The organism is Lactobacillus sp. ESL0228 (assembly GCF_003692825.1).
GTDB lineage: Bacteria > Bacillota > Bacilli > Lactobacillales > Lactobacillaceae > Lactobacillus.
Window position 1 is genome coordinate 364,499 of record NZ_REHJ01000008.1, and the last position, 14,792, is coordinate 379,290.

15 protein-coding genes are annotated in these 14,792 nt (G+C 36.2%); 1 reads left to right on the top strand and 14 read right to left on the bottom strand.

What is annotated here, in order from left to right; all coding sequences use genetic code 11:
* Positions 1 to 63 precede the first annotated feature (63 nt).
* The 9 genes from F5ESL0228_RS05235 to F5ESL0228_RS05275 form a co-directional block, all read right to left on the bottom strand.
* On the bottom strand, positions 64 to 984 hold the full coding sequence (locus F5ESL0228_RS05235) for an ABC transporter permease (protein WP_122023081.1): 921 nt from the start codon (positions 982 to 984) through the stop codon (positions 64 to 66).
* A 12-nt stretch (positions 985 to 996) separates the two neighbouring features.
* Positions 997 to 1,956, bottom strand: a complete 960-nt coding sequence (gene opp4B, locus F5ESL0228_RS05240) for an oligopeptide ABC transporter permease (protein WP_122023082.1) — start codon at positions 1,954 to 1,956, stop codon at positions 997 to 999.
* Positions 1,957 to 1,958: 2 nt separating this feature from the next.
* Complete coding sequence (locus tag F5ESL0228_RS05245; RefSeq protein WP_122023083.1) at positions 1,959 to 2,936, bottom strand: ABC transporter ATP-binding protein; 978 nt, start codon at positions 2,934 to 2,936, stop codon at positions 1,959 to 1,961.
* 3 nt (positions 2,937 to 2,939) lie between these two features.
* Complete coding sequence (locus F5ESL0228_RS05250; RefSeq protein WP_122023084.1) at positions 2,940 to 3,950, bottom strand: ABC transporter ATP-binding protein; 1,011 nt, start codon at positions 3,948 to 3,950, stop codon at positions 2,940 to 2,942.
* Positions 3,951 to 4,069: 119 nt separating this feature from the next.
* Positions 4,070 to 4,312: an acyl carrier protein gene (gene acpP, locus F5ESL0228_RS05255; protein ID WP_122018423.1), complete on the bottom strand. Its 243-nt coding sequence runs from the start codon at positions 4,310 to 4,312 to the stop codon at positions 4,070 to 4,072.
* Positions 4,313 to 4,331: 19 nt separating this feature from the next.
* Entirely contained in the window at positions 4,332 to 5,330 is a 999-nt protein-coding gene (gene plsX, locus F5ESL0228_RS05260) for a phosphate acyltransferase PlsX (protein ID WP_122023085.1), read from the bottom strand.
* A gap of 18 nt (positions 5,331 to 5,348) precedes the next feature.
* Positions 5,349 to 7,385, bottom strand: coding sequence for an ATP-dependent DNA helicase RecG (gene recG / locus F5ESL0228_RS05265; protein WP_122023086.1), 2,037 nt, complete (start codon positions 7,383 to 7,385; stop codon positions 5,349 to 5,351).
* Between the two features lie 3 nt (positions 7,386 to 7,388).
* A complete protein-coding gene (locus tag F5ESL0228_RS05270; RefSeq protein WP_122023087.1) occupies positions 7,389 to 9,047 on the bottom strand; it encodes a DAK2 domain-containing protein in 1,659 nt (552 codons plus the stop codon).
* Between the two features lie 21 nt (positions 9,048 to 9,068).
* Positions 9,069 to 9,431, bottom strand: a complete 363-nt coding sequence (locus F5ESL0228_RS05275) for an Asp23/Gls24 family envelope stress response protein (protein WP_122018427.1) — start codon at positions 9,429 to 9,431, stop codon at positions 9,069 to 9,071.
* A 165-nt stretch (positions 9,432 to 9,596) separates the two neighbouring features.
* Here F5ESL0228_RS05275 and rpmB point away from each other — a divergent pair, with 165 nt between their 5' ends.
* Positions 9,597 to 9,782 (top strand): 50S ribosomal protein L28, encoded by a 186-nt coding sequence (gene rpmB / locus F5ESL0228_RS05280; protein WP_034981532.1) that lies wholly within the window; start codon positions 9,597 to 9,599, stop codon positions 9,780 to 9,782.
* A gap of 45 nt (positions 9,783 to 9,827) precedes the next feature.
* Here the strand turns inward: rpmB and F5ESL0228_RS05285 are convergent, their stop codons facing one another.
* The 5 genes from F5ESL0228_RS05285 to F5ESL0228_RS05305 are packed head-to-tail and all read right to left on the bottom strand — an operon-like array spanning position 9,828 to position 14,791.
* Positions 9,828 to 10,523 (bottom strand): thiamine diphosphokinase, encoded by a 696-nt coding sequence (locus F5ESL0228_RS05285; RefSeq protein ID WP_122023088.1) that lies wholly within the window; start codon positions 10,521 to 10,523, stop codon positions 9,828 to 9,830.
* Positions 10,520 to 11,170, bottom strand: coding sequence for a ribulose-phosphate 3-epimerase (rpe, locus tag F5ESL0228_RS05290; protein ID WP_122023089.1), 651 nt, complete (start codon positions 11,168 to 11,170; stop codon positions 10,520 to 10,522). The genes F5ESL0228_RS05285 and rpe overlap by 4 nt, the downstream gene beginning before the upstream one ends.
* An 8-nt stretch (positions 11,171 to 11,178) precedes the next feature.
* A complete protein-coding gene (rsgA, locus tag F5ESL0228_RS05295) occupies positions 11,179 to 12,072 on the bottom strand; it encodes a ribosome small subunit-dependent GTPase A (protein ID WP_122023090.1) in 894 nt (297 codons plus the stop codon).
* Complete coding sequence (gene pknB, locus F5ESL0228_RS05300) at positions 12,069 to 14,045, bottom strand: Stk1 family PASTA domain-containing Ser/Thr kinase (RefSeq protein ID WP_122023091.1); 1,977 nt, start codon at positions 14,043 to 14,045, stop codon at positions 12,069 to 12,071. Before pknB ends, rsgA begins: the two co-directional genes overlap by 4 nt.
* Entirely contained in the window at positions 14,042 to 14,791 is a 750-nt protein-coding gene (locus F5ESL0228_RS05305) for a Stp1/IreP family PP2C-type Ser/Thr phosphatase (RefSeq protein ID WP_122023092.1), read from the bottom strand. Before F5ESL0228_RS05305 ends, pknB begins: the two co-directional genes overlap by 4 nt.
* Position 14,792 lies beyond the last annotated feature (1 nt).

Consider the following 14,792-nt stretch of genomic DNA (forward strand, 5'->3'; position numbering starts at 1 on the left):
AAGATTCATTAGCGGCGTATTACATAGAAAAAACAGCTTTGCTTTTGCAAAACTGTTTTAAAATTAATTTTCACGTTGTCTGGCATCACCTGCACGTTGCAAGGCTCGACCAACGTAGTTAATACTTAATGAAATTGCGAGTAATAAGATCGTCGCTGGTAACCATAGCCATGGCCGGCTAACAACGTTAACCGGATCATTAGCAAAACCAATCAATGTACCTAGAGAAGGTACTGTTGGTGGCAAACCGTAACCAATAAAGGAAAGCATTGTTTCAATACCGATATTCCCAGCAATCGTTAATACCACATCAATAATTAACATTGAAGTAATATTTGGTAAAACTTCTCGAAACATAATTTTCAAATCTGATGAACCTGAAGTTTTGGAAGCTAAAACATAGTCTCGATCACGCTGTGATAAAACAAATGCTCGGAAATATCTAGCAGTACTTGTCCAACCAAACATCGAAATTATCCAAACTAAACTTAGAGAACTGTAATTTGGAATAACAGTAACCAACACAATTTCAATTGGCATTCTTGGTAAGACTTGTATAAAGTCAACAATTCTCATGATGATTGCATCGATATAGCCACCATAGTAACCAGACACTAGCCCAACAATTAGTCCGACTATTTCACAAATTGCTGTAACACCCAAACCAATTAAAATTGAGTTTCGCCCACCCATGATTAAGAGATTAAGAATATCACGACCACCATCATCGGTACCTAAAATATGACCATTGACACCCCAACCATAGTAGGCATCAATAATATTTGCTTCTGTAACTTTACCTGCATTTAAGAATAATGATCCTCCAAAGGTAAATAGTAAAATCAAAACAATTATGATAAAAGCAGTTAAAGCAACTTTATCTCTTACAATTTCTCGTACAACTACTTTAAAGGTTGATTCAGGAGAAGATACTTTAGACTTTTGGGCTTCTGTTGTTGAAGTAGTTTCCTTTTTTTCAGACATTTCTCTTCCTCCTTACTTAATTCTGATTCTTGGGTCAACAATACTCATAATAATATCTGATAATAAATTACCTAGTAAAGTTAAAGTCCCAAAGATTAAAATCAGTGCCGTTAACGTAGTGTAATCACGTTGACCAATTGAGTCTAAGAATAATTTACCCATGCCTGGATAACTAAAGACCATTTCAACAACCATTGAACCACTGAGTAACCCAGTAATTACCGTACCAAATGAAGATGCAATTGGCAGTAATGAATTACGCAAAATATGCTTGTTAAATACCACATTTTCCGGTACCCCTTTACTATGGGCTGTACGAACATAGTCTTCGACTTTATTATCAACAATTCCGGTTCTTAAATATTGCACAATTGAAGTTGTAGTTATTACAGCAGTTAAAATAGCTGGTAATAAAATATGATAAATTTGACTTCCTAATGTGCCCCAGAATCCAGATGCATTAGGGGAAACAGATCCACTAATTGGGAACCACCCAAGTGTAAAACCAAATAACCAAATTCCTAAAATAAAGAAAACAAATGCTGGAACAGCAAAGGTAACATAATTAAAAATTTGAACTGCTTGGTCTTGCCACTCATCTTGATGACGTCCAGCAACAACACCTAAAGGTATCGAGATAGCATAAGTAATAATTGTTGTTAATAGAGATAACCAAAATGTATTTATAGCACGGTCAGCAATCAAAGAAGTTACAGGAACATGCTGGATATAACTAGTACCTAAATCACCTTTAAAGACATTGCCCACCCAACGAGCATATTGAACCGGTGCTGGATCATTCAATCCAGCTGCTTGCTTCAAAGCAGCTATTTGCTTAGGATCCGTATTTGGATTAATTTGCCCACTAAATGGATCCCCAGGCATCATTTTAGCTAAGAAGAAAACCAAAATACTCAAAATAATTAATTGTGGGATCATGATTAATATACGTCTTAAGACTGTTTTCCACATTATTAGTCGCGCCCCTTTTCCTTAAGCTCTTCTTGTTCAACCTCATCTTTTGGAAGTGCTACCCAATGATCACCTGAAACTTGTTGTAGCGGAAATACTCTTCCAGACTTGTCATACCATTTGCCCTGATCATTTTGAAATTCCTGTTCGACTTCCTGACGATGCTTTTTATTTTCTTCTCGATGTTCAACATCAACAACAGGAATAGCAGACAATAGCCGTTTAGTATAAATATGCATTGGATGCCTATAAATATCTTTTCGACTTCCAATTTCAACCAAACGACCTCTGTGCATGATTGCTAGATTTTCTGACATATGCTTGACAACACCTAGATCATGAGAAATAAATAAATAAGCTATATTATACTGTTGCTGAATATGCTTCATGAAATTCAAAACTTGAGCTTGAACAGATAAATCCAAAGCACTAGTTGGCTCATCTGCAACAATTAATCTTGGCTTTGTAGCAACTGCACGAGCAACACCAATTCTCTGCCTTTGACCTCCTGAAAATTCATGTGGAAACTTATATATTGCATCACTAGGCATCCCCACAATATCAAGCAATTCTTGAACTCGATCACGTTCTTGATCAGTAGTTAGATTCTCAAAATTGCGAATTGGTTCAGCGATAATATCTTCTATTCTCTTTCGTGGATTCAAACTAGACATTGAATCTTGAAAAATCATTTGGACATCTTTATTATAATTTAGTCTGCGTCTATTTTTAGCCTTAGTAATGTCAACGCCCTTATAAATAATTTGCCCACTGGTAACTTGCTCAACACCAACAATTGCTTTACCAGTTGTGGATTTTCCTGAACCTGATTCGCCAATTAAGCCGTACGTTTCACCCTCATTAATTGTAATGCTAACATCATCAACAGCCCGCACATAATCCGTAATCCGATTCCAAAAACCGGATCTAATTGGATAGTGGACCTTTAAATTTTTTACTTGAATAATTTCTTTAGCCATAAATTAATCCCCACTTACCTTATCTTGAAAGTGGAACGTTTTCCAGCAAGTACATCTTACCCAATGATTAGGTTCAACTTCATGCATTACAGGCTCTTTTTCATGAGCAGTTTCAGGAATCCACGGGATTCTTGCAGCAAAGCGATCACCTTCATGTGGCATATTTTGCAATGATGGAACCGTTCCTTGAATAACATGCAAATCCTCTTCTTCATCTTCAGATTGTGGCATTGAATTCAAAAGCGAACGAGTATACGGGTGAAGTGGATGCTCAAAAATCGTTTTTACATCCGCTTTTTCAACGATTTGACCTGCATACATTACAGCAACTTGATCAGCGGTTTCAGCAACAACCCCCAAGTCATGAGTAATTAATATAATTCCCGAATGTGATTGTCTCTGAATATCTTCAAGTAAATCTAAAATTTGAGCTTGAATGGTAACATCCAAAGCAGTAGTTGGTTCATCAGCAATAATGATTTCAGGTTTGCAGGCAATAGCCATTGCAATCACGATTCTTTGGCGTAACCCACCTGAAAGTTCAAACGGATACATGGCATATGTTTCTTCAGGCTTTGGCATCCCAACCTGATTAAATAATTCAATTACACGGGAATGACGCTCTTTTTCATTCATATCAGTATGGTAATAAAGTGTTTCCGCAACTTGATCACCCACGCGCATTAATGGATTTAAACTTGCAAGTGGATCTTGAAAAATCATCCCAATCTTATTACCACGAATCTTATCGAATAAGGCCTCATTTAACCCTACTAGATTTAATTCATTGTATAAAATATCACCGGTTACTTTCGTATTTTTGTGATCATAAAGACCAATAATACTTGCAGCAATTGTACTCTTACCACACCCAGACTCACCAACAACTGATAAAATTTCATCACGCTTCAATGTGATATTGATATCATCCGCAGCATCATAAAATTTTCCTTGTAAACGGTATGCAGTATGCAAATGCTGGATATCTAGCAAGAGATCACTTTGTTTTTCCAAAGGTCATTTCCCCTCTCAATCTTCAACGAATTTATTAAAGATAATTAATAAATTTATTTAATTTCTAATTATATACATTAAATCGCTTAGATGCAAATTTCATAGCGATTTTCTATAAATTATTTTTGATGCGCTAAGATATAACTCACTGCATCACCAACCGTTTTGATTTTTTCGGCATCTTCATCAGGAATCTCGGCGCCAAATTCATCTTCTAGTTGCAAAATAAATTCAACTAAATCAATGGAATCAGCGTCCAAATCACTAGTAAAATTAGTGTTTTTGGTTATTTCATCCTTATTTACCTCAAAATTATCTGCTAAAATATCACGTATTTTTGAAAAAATTTCATTTTCAGTCATTATAGTTCTCCTTTATAAGTTATTTATGGTGAGTAAATTCTGCCTTAAAATCAGCAATGATTTTTTCAGACAAGATTTTGTCAACTTGCTTAATTGTATAATAGATTGCCCTTTTGCCTGAACGACCGTGTGTTTTAACTATTGGGGCATTTACTCCTAACAAAACTGCACCACCGTACTTATCGACATCAAATTTTGACACTAACTTTTTAAGCGCACCTTTAATTAATCCAGCTCCCAGCTTAACAAAAAAGCCGTTATTAAGTAAGCTATTTTTCAATAAATGTATTAAAACACTTGCTGTCCCCTCAATGTTTTTTAATACAGCATTACCAGTAAAACCATCTGTGGCGACAATATCAGCCTTACCATCAAGTAACTCATTTCCTTCAATATTACCAATAAAATTGAGTTGACTATCAAGTAACAATTTATAGGCTTTTTGATGTAGTTCGTCTCCTTTATCGCTTTCAGCTCCATTATTTAACAATGCCACTTTAGGATTTTTAATTCCCCTGACCTTTTCTGCATAATATGAAGCCATTTTAGCCCAATCCAATATATATTCAGGCTTGGACTTAGCATTAGCGCCAACATCAATCATATTGAAGCCATTATCTGAATTTTTAACAGGTAAAGTAGGCATCAATCCTGGCCGAGCTACGCCACTAATTCGACCAATAATAAAAATACCACATGCTAAAATCGCGCCTGTATTGCTTAATGAAAGCAAAGCGTCTGCTTTACCCTGCTTCACGTATTGCGCTGCAACAACTAGTGAAGAATCTTTTTTGGCTCGAATTGCCTTAACAGGCTCATCTTCATCATTAATGACTTGTGTTGTCGCAACAATTTCAACTCGATCGGTATCATTACCGACTAAGTTCTTTATTTTGTTTAGATCACCAAATAAAATAAATTTGGTTTGCGTTAATTCGGCTTTTGCTTGCAAAACGGCTTGGACAATTGCCTTCGGAGCATTTTCGCCGCCCATTGCATCTATTGCAATTGTTCTCATTTATTACCACAATCTTTCCTATGTTCGTTCATGCTGTATTTCTTTATATTTTAGCACTTGCTTTAAAGTCTTATGTGCCGGCTCTTTTAGTTTGGGATCTTCTTTTATTAAGTCAAATGCTACCTGGTGTGCAACTGCTAGTGTTTCATAATTATTTATTACATTTCCAACCTGAAATTCTGGCAGCCCAGACTGTGCCTTACCAAACAAATCACCTTCACCACGTAATTTCAGATCTTCTTTAGCTAGCTTGAAGCCATCAGTTGTTCCAGCGACCGCTCTCATTCTTGCTTTCCCAGCTTCAGTTTTAGGATCAGCTAAAAACACACAATAACTTTGGGTGTTGCCTCGCCCAATTCTACCACGCAATTGATGCAACTGACTAATACCAAAACGATCAGCATTATAAATAATCATCATGTTGGCATTAGCTACATCAACACCAACTTCAATAACACTTGTTGCAACCAGAATATCAATTTGACCATCTGCAAAATCCGTCATTATCTCATCTTTTTTGGCTCCCGACATCTGCCCATGAAGTAAAACAACTTTTTGTTTAGGAAAATCATGACATAATTTCGCCCAAAGTTCTTCAGCGTTTTTTAAATCAAGAGCCTCAGATTCGGTAATTAAAGGAGTTACAGCATAGATTTGATATCCTTGTGCCAGTTGTTGCTGCATTAATTGATAAACTTGAACCATTTGACCAGTTGTTTTCCAAGTAGAAATAATTTGCTTGCGTCCAGCTGGTAAGTGATGAATTTCCGAGATTGTTGTTTCTCCATAAACAGTCAAAGCTAGAGTTCGGGGGATTGGTGTTGCAGTCATCGTCAAAATGTCGGGCACACACCCTTTATTGCTTAATGCCTGCCTTTGACTTACACCAAAACGGTGCTGTTCATCAATAATTACAATTCCCAAATTTTTAAAGATTACCTTGGGCTGAATCAATGCGTGAGTACCAATAACCACATTAATGGTACCGTCAATTAACTCTCGATAAATTTCACGTCTTTCTAAAGCTTTGGTTGATCCAGTCAGAAGTGCTACTCTAACGCCTAACGGGTTCAATAGTTCCTCAACCTTTTTAAAATGTTGCGTAGCCAAAATCTCTGTAGGAACCATTAGCGCAGCTTGAAAGCCAGCTGTTACTGCAGCAAAAAGCACATAAATTGCCACAATTGTTTTTCCGGATCCAACATCCCCTTGTAAAAGTCTATTCATTTGCTTTTCAGAATGAATATCAGCGTAGATTTCATTGATAACTTTCTTTTGATCATCCGATAATTCAAAGGGCAACTCCTTAGTCAACTTAGCAATTTCAACCAAATCATATTGTTTGGCAATACCCTTAGTTTGATTACCGTATTCACTTAACTGAGCAAGTTCCGTCTGAAACAAGAAAAACTCTCTAAAAATCGCACTTCTTTTGGCCAATTCAGCTTCATAAGAATTATGAGGATGGTGCATTTGTATAATGATTTCTTGCTCAGTGAGCAAGCGATATTTCTGCCGTATTTCTTGAGGTACAATATCTTCTATGTCTGATAAGTAATCATTTAAAGCCAGATTAATTAATTCAACTAACTTTTTTTGTCTTATATTTCGGTTAACTGAATAAATCGGGGCCATCCCACTATCATTTTCTTTAGCAGCTACAAATTTAAAACCCGAAAGACTTTGTCTAGCAGCATTATACTTACCATAAACAGCAATTTCCTTGCCAATCACAATTCTATCTTTTAACCAGGGCTGATTAAAAAAATTGACCATGATAACTTCATGGTCAATTTGCATCTTAAAGCTGAGACGATTTTTTTTGGAACCAAAACGGCTAATAAAGGCTGCAGTTGCAACAATTCCTTTCAACATTACCTTTTGACCATCCATGATCTGATCAAGAGGAATCGTCTGAAGCTCATCGTAGCGAAAAGGAAAATAGAAAAGTAAATCATAAATGCTGTAAATGCCGAGACTTCCTAATGCTACGGCAGTTTTTATTCCTACTCCCTTTAAATTTGTTACAGGGGCAAATACCTTTTCCGTATTCATTTTCTATTCAACAGAAATCAAGAAATTATAAACTGGTTGACCGCCATTATGAACTTCGAACTCAAGGTCATCATGCTTTTCTTCTAGTGCACTGACAATCTGTTGAGCTTGTTGCTGATTAGAATCACGACCGAACATAATTGTGATAATTTCTGAATCTTCATCTAGCATTTTTTCAATCATTGTCATAGTTGACTTAATTAAATCAGTTGTAGCAACTTGAATCTCACCATCAATAATGCCAAGATAGTCATCCTTATGAATATCAATATCATTAATTGATGTGTCACGATTGGCTTGCGTAACTTCACCTGAAACCACTGTTTCAAGCGCATTAGACATATTTTGGATATTGGCTTCAAGACTATCATCGGGATCAAATGATAACATTGCCGTTAACCCTTGTGATATTGTTTTCGATGGAACAATACCAACTGGAATATCACTAACTTCACCAGCCTGTTTAGCGGCCATTACAATGTTACCGTTATTAGGTAACACAATCGCTTGCTTAGCTCCTGATTTCTTAATGGCATCAATGATATCTTGAGTTGACGGATTCATCGTTTGACCGCCAGAGATAATCCTATTCACGCCTTCACTTTCGAATAATTTGCGAATACCATTTCCAGAAGCAACTGCAATCACAGCAAAATCAACACTTTCTTGATTTTCTTCATTGTTATTAACAATTGTTTCATGCTGAATCCGCATATTATCTATTTTTATCTTACCTAGTTGACCAAATTGGCTACCATAAGTGAAAATTTCACCTGGATGTTCAGTATGAATATGAACCTTGGCAACTTCATCATCTGAAACAGCTAATAAGGAGTCACCTAGTTCAGAAAGGTGAGCCCGAAATTCTTCAAGATTGAAGGTCTTTTTATCAGGAATATCGGCAGTTAAATCTACCATTATCTCTGTACAATATCCATGATCAATGTCTTGAGTTGATAACTGACTTTGTACTGATTGATGATGCATGGCATTAATCATTTCATCCATTTCGCCTTCATCTGGTTGATAGCGATCAGCAAAGCTTTCTCCTAATAGTCCTTCTAAAAAGCCTTCATAGATAAATAATAATCCTTGTCCACCTGAGTCAACCACACCCACTTGTTTAAGCACTGGCAATAAATCTGGGGTTGTTTTAAGGGCTCTTTTTGCCCCTTCAACTATGGCCTTCATCACTTCTTCGATATCATCAGTTTCGTTAGCTTTATTTGCTCCTTCTTGAGCAGCAATTCGAGCAACTGTCAGAATAGTACCTTCAACCGGTTTCATCACTGCCTTATATGCTGTTGCAACCCCATTTGAAAAAGCATTTGCTAGTTCTTGGGCATTTAGAGTATTCATGCCCTGTGTGGCTTTATACACGCCTCTAAATAATTGTGAAGAAATAACACCACTATTACCACGTGCACCCATTAGCATTCCCTTTGCAAGACTTTCAGTTAAATCTCCAACCTTTGAGCTAGGATTCTCACTAACTGCCCTGGCGCCACTTTCAATAGTCAAGTTCATATTTGTTCCGGTATCACCATCTGGAACAGGAAAGACGTTCAAAGAGTTGATAAACTCTGCATTTCGACCTAAACGATGTGTGGCCACTCGAACCATATCTCTAAATTTTTTGCTATCTATTTCCTTTAAAACCAATATTCTAAACCTCCGCTTGAGCTATTCGTCAAGCAATTTAACACTCTGAACGATGACATTGACAGCTTGTGTGTCAATCCCCAGTTGATTTTTCAAATTAAATTTAACACTATCCTGTACATTACGGCTAACTTCTGAAATCTTTAAACCGTAACCTACGATAATATAGACATCAATTGTAATCTTATTATCATCTGATTTGACTACAACACCACGCTTATAATTTGCGCGATTCAGAATTCCATCGAATCCATCACGAATAGCATTCTTTGATGCCATTCCAACAACGCCGTAATTGGATGTAGCTGCGCTACCAACGACAATAGCAATTACCCCGTTTGAAATATCAATCAAACCATTTTTTGTTTTGATTTTAACAGCCATCTTTATCCTCCATATCATTGTTCTCGATATTATGAATCTATTTTATCATAGTAATCAAATATTAAGTCAAAATTCCATTTACAAAAAATAGTTTTGCGGTTGCAATGATTTTTAAATTATGCTATCTTTATTTAGTATGAAAACACAATAAAGGAGGTTTAGCAAATGGCAAAAGATTATATAACTGGTAAAAAGACCACTTTTGGTAATACACGTTCACACGCTTTGAATTCATCACGTCGTGCGTGGAAGCCAAACCTTCAAAAAGTTCGTATTCTTGTTGATGGTAAACCAAAACGTGTATGGGTTTCAACTAAGACTTTAAAATCTGGTAAAGTTACCCGTGCCTAATTGCAAACAAAAAGCTGACAGAAGAAATTCTGTCAGCTTTTTGTTTTATCTAAAATCAAAATTTTGATAGCGATCAACATCTTTTGACTGTATAACTGCTACCGTACCCGTTGTAAATGATAATTTGAAATAATCTTTTTCTGATAAAAATTCATTAGAACTTAGTGAAACTGGTATTTTTGTAGAATAACTTTGCAAATCGTATTTAGCTCCAACAATGCTTAAATCCTGCACTACGTTTAGTGGAACTACTCCAAAATATGTATAATCTTTCTTTTTTCGGATTATATGTGTACCAGAATTATAAAATTCAAAAGAATTTTGTAAATCCAAAAACTCAATTTTTTCCGCGTACCCGTTAAATTCCGGCTTCAACAGCATAAATAAATTAGTCAAAAAATGGTCAAGTCGACCACCTGTTGCCCCAATTGCAGTTAAATGGTCAAGATGATAATTTTCAAACGCATATCTAAGCATTAACTCGGTATCGGTCAAATCTTTTTCCGGGACTGAATAACGAATGTCAGCTACATTTTTTTGAATCTTGGCTAATTCAAATTTTTGTAACGAATCAAAATCACCAACTGCTAAATCAGGAACAAACCCCAGCTCTTCCAATAACAAGCTACCACGATCAACCCCAATTAATAATCCAGCCATTTGTTGAACAGCTACAATTTGTTTTTTAATATCGCAGGGCCATTGAGCTTTTGGAGCCCCTAAAAGTGCAAGTCCTTTCATCGTAAAACACCATTTAGTTCATTAATTTGTCCAGCAATATTATTTTGACAAAAGATATACGAACCAGCAACAAAAATACTTGCACCAGCTTTTCGAGCAATCTTGGCTGTTTCAGCATTGATTCCACCATCAACTTCAACTGGAATTTTATTTTGCAACAAATTAACTGCTTGATTAATTCTTTGAGTTGATTCCGGGATAAACTTTTGTCCTCCAAAACCAGGATAAACCGTCATTAACAATACCTGATCAAGCATAGACATATACTTAGTCAGAACTTCAATTGGAGTATCTGGATTGAGTACCATTCCAGTCTTAACTTGGTGGTGTTTCAAGTAATCTAACCAGTAATTGAGCTTATCCTCAGGCATAGATTCATAATGAAGAAGCATCACATCCGCTCCCTCTTTAACAAATGCTGGTACCATATCATCTGGATTATTACTCATCAAATGTACTTCTGCTTCAAGTTGTGGGAAGTCACGTTTGAAATCTGCTACCAATTGCGGGCCAAAAGACAGATTAGGTACAAAATGACCATCCATAATATCAATATGAAAACGGGTAATTCCAGCTTTTGCAGCTATTTTAATACTTTCACTTAATTTCAAATTATCAATATTTAAAATTGAAGGTGCAATTAACATATCTTTCCTCACTTCAAATACTCAGGAAGACGGCCATTAGCAATTTCTGCTCTCATAAGGAGATAATCATCATACCGACTCCGTTTGATTTTTTCATTTTCAACTAAACACTTGACCGCACACTGTGGTTCTTTAAGATGCTGGCAACCACGAAATTTGCAATGTACACTAGCTTTTTTGAATTCAACTAAATATTCACACAACTCATTTATTTTAATTGGAGTAAGATCAATAGCAGAAAAGCCAGGAGTGTCGGCCAAAAAACCTTGACCTAATTGAAATAACTGCACAGTTCTAGTCGTGTGTTTACCTCGATTTAAGCTAGTGGAAATAGCTTGGGTTGCTTGATTCAAATCTTGTCTTAAATGATTAATCAGGGTTGATTTACCAGCTCCTGATTGTCCTGCCAAAGTCCAAATCTGACCATTAGCAATCATTGTTGGTAATTCATTAGCTAATTTTTGCCAGTTATCAAAAATTGGATATCCAATTTTTTCGTAATATACTAAATCTTGCCTCATTTTTTCTAATTGAACGTTTGAAGCGATATCAGTTTTCGATAAATAGATACTTACAGCTACATTTTGCCAAGAAAAAAAGGTTAAGAAACGATCTAACAACTGCAATGAAAAGTCCGGTTCAACTGCCGAAATAACTAATAAAACGTGGTCAACATTTGCTACTGCCGGTCTCCCAATTAAGTTAGATCTTGGTAAGACTTCCACTAAATAGTTAGTTCCTTGTTCATCGAGTTGAATGCGAACATGATCCCCAACTGTAGGCTTTAATTTGTTCTTTCGAAAAACCCCGCGAGCCCTAGTTCTAACAACGCCACTAACGGTTTTGACATCATAAAATCCAGCAATTAAGCCAATTACAATTCCCTCAGTTTGCTTTATCATTGCTTGACCTTCTCATTTAATATTATTTGTCCATCACGAACGACTCTTAAAGCACCAGCACCTTGCTTAAGCAAAAATGGAATTGAAAAGTTTACGTCGCGCTTAATGTACAAATCACGATAAATATTATTCAGAGAATGATTGTCATCAGAAATATATATTTGAATATGATTACCACGACTTTCTGTATCTTCATCATTTTTTTCATACGTAACGGTAAACGTTTTAATTGCAGTAGAATCTTTTTCCTTTTTTGGTCCTTCAGAAACACTTACCGTAATCGTACTACCATGAGAAACTTCAGTATCGGATGCAGGGCTCATTGATATGACCATTCCTTTTTTAACTTTGCTAGAATAAGTTGGATTTACTTGCAAGGTCAAGCCATGGCGATGTGCAAATTTCTGAGCAGTTTTAAGTGACTTATTACGTAAGTCTGGTAATTTGACAGAATCATTTTTAAAGCGATCATCATTTCCTTTAGAAACACTCAGCGTAATTGTTGTTTGTGCTGGCTTGACTTCGACATCCGCAGCAATGCTTTGAGAGATAACTGCTCCAAATGGGACATTAGAAGAATACTGATTTTCGCGAATAACCTCAAATCCTAATTTTTCCAATTTAACTACTGCACTCTGGTAATCTTCACCCGTTACATCGGGAACTTTAACCATTCCTGCTCCGTCAGAAATATAAAGGTCAATAAATCGTCCCCGTTTAATATTGCGTCCTGCTCCAGGAGAGCTTTTAATTACCTTTCCTTGAGCAATATTATCCGAACTCTTATGCTTAATTCGACCAACTTTGAGACCAACATTTTCTAACTTATCACGCGCACTTTGTTCAGTTAAATTAGTGACATCTGGAATGCGAACTTCATGATTATTTCTACCAGATAGAACAAAAGCCATCAAAAAAATGACTAAGATAGCGGCAACACCAACAAACAGCCACCACCATTTATATTTACGTAAATTTTGAAAAAAAGCTGTTCTTTTAACTTGATCATCATTTCCAGAATGTGAAATTGCATTCACCTTTTTTTCTGAACTATCCTTAGGTATTTTTGTCGGCTTGAAATTGGGTAAAATGATGGTTTCATCATTATTAATTCCTCGTCCATCTGCATATGCCGGCTCATTAGCACGTTCAGGATTTAAGCTTGTATCCAAGTCACTCTGCATTTCATGTACTGAAGCATACCGATTTCTTGGATCCTTGGCTGTTGCTTTTAAGACAACATTTTCTAAAGACTGAGGAACCTGATCATCTTTCTCTTTAATAGACGGGATTGCTTCTTGGGCATGCTTAAGCGCAATCGCCACTGCTGAATCACCATTGAATGGAACAGAACCTGTGATTAATTCATATAAAATTATACCAAGTGAATAAATATCTGACTGTTTAGTAACAAGTCCACCCCGAGTTTGTTCTGGTGACATATAATGAACCGAACCAACTGCGGAATTCGTTTGTGTAACTGAATTCTGATTTAATGCTACTGCAATACCAAAATCAGCAATTTTAATATTGCCACGCTTATCCATCAAAATATTTTGTGGCTTTAAATCACGATGAATCACATTGTGCTTATGTGCTAACTCCATTGCACTTAATATTTGATCCATTATACGGATAACATCATGTAAATCTAACGGGGCATTAAGTCTAATATAGTCTTTTAAATCTGGGCCATCAACATATTCCATAACCATATACGGCAACCCTTGATCAGTACCAACATCTAATACCATCACGATATTAGGATGGCTAAGTTCACTGGTTGCTAATGCTTCACGTTGAAATCGGGCTAAAGTTTGCGGTTCTTTTTGTAAATCAAGCCGTAAGATTTTAACGGCAACTTTACGTTGCAAGATAATATCTTCAGCTAGATAAACATTGGCCATACCACCTTCACCTAGTGTATCTATAATGCGATAGCGATCGCCTAATAAATAGCCCCTATCAATCACCGCTCATCACCACCTTCTTTTAGAATCAAGCAGACCGTAATATTGTCACCACCACCCAAGCGGTTAGCTTCATTAATCAATTTATGGCAACGTTGTTTGAGAGATAAATCACGTGTCGCCAAAATTTGTTGTATTTGTGGGTCATTTAGTGAATTAGTTAATCCGTCAGTACATAGCAGAATAAGATCATTTTCCTTCAGCTCAATTTGCCGAAATTCAGGATCAATGGTGCTGGAGACACCTAATGACTGAGTAATAATATTCTTTTGGGGATGATTTTGAGCTTGTTGCTTAGTAATTTGCCCCATTTTAATAAGCTCATTAACTAAAGAATGGTCTTCTACTAGTTGAATGAATTTTCCCTCAGTATACTCATATGCACGTGAATCACCTAAATGTGCAATCAGAGCTTCTTGAGCAAATACAATTGCTAAAACTATGGTTGTGCCCATTCCATTTAAATCAGGAAAACGGTCAGCAGTTTTTAAAATTGTTTCATTTTCAACACTTAATTGAACGTCTAGCCATTTATGTGCACTTTCACAATCAGTAAAATCAGTCATACTAAAATTATGGCCCAAATGACTAACAGCCATTGTTGACGCAACGTCACCACCTTGATGGCCACCCATTCCGTCGCATACTGTTGCCATTGTTACTCCATTTTTATTTTTATAAACCTGGACAAAATCTTGATTGCTTTCTCGTATCCTACCGATACTTGAAGCAAAAGCTGTTTTTATCAAA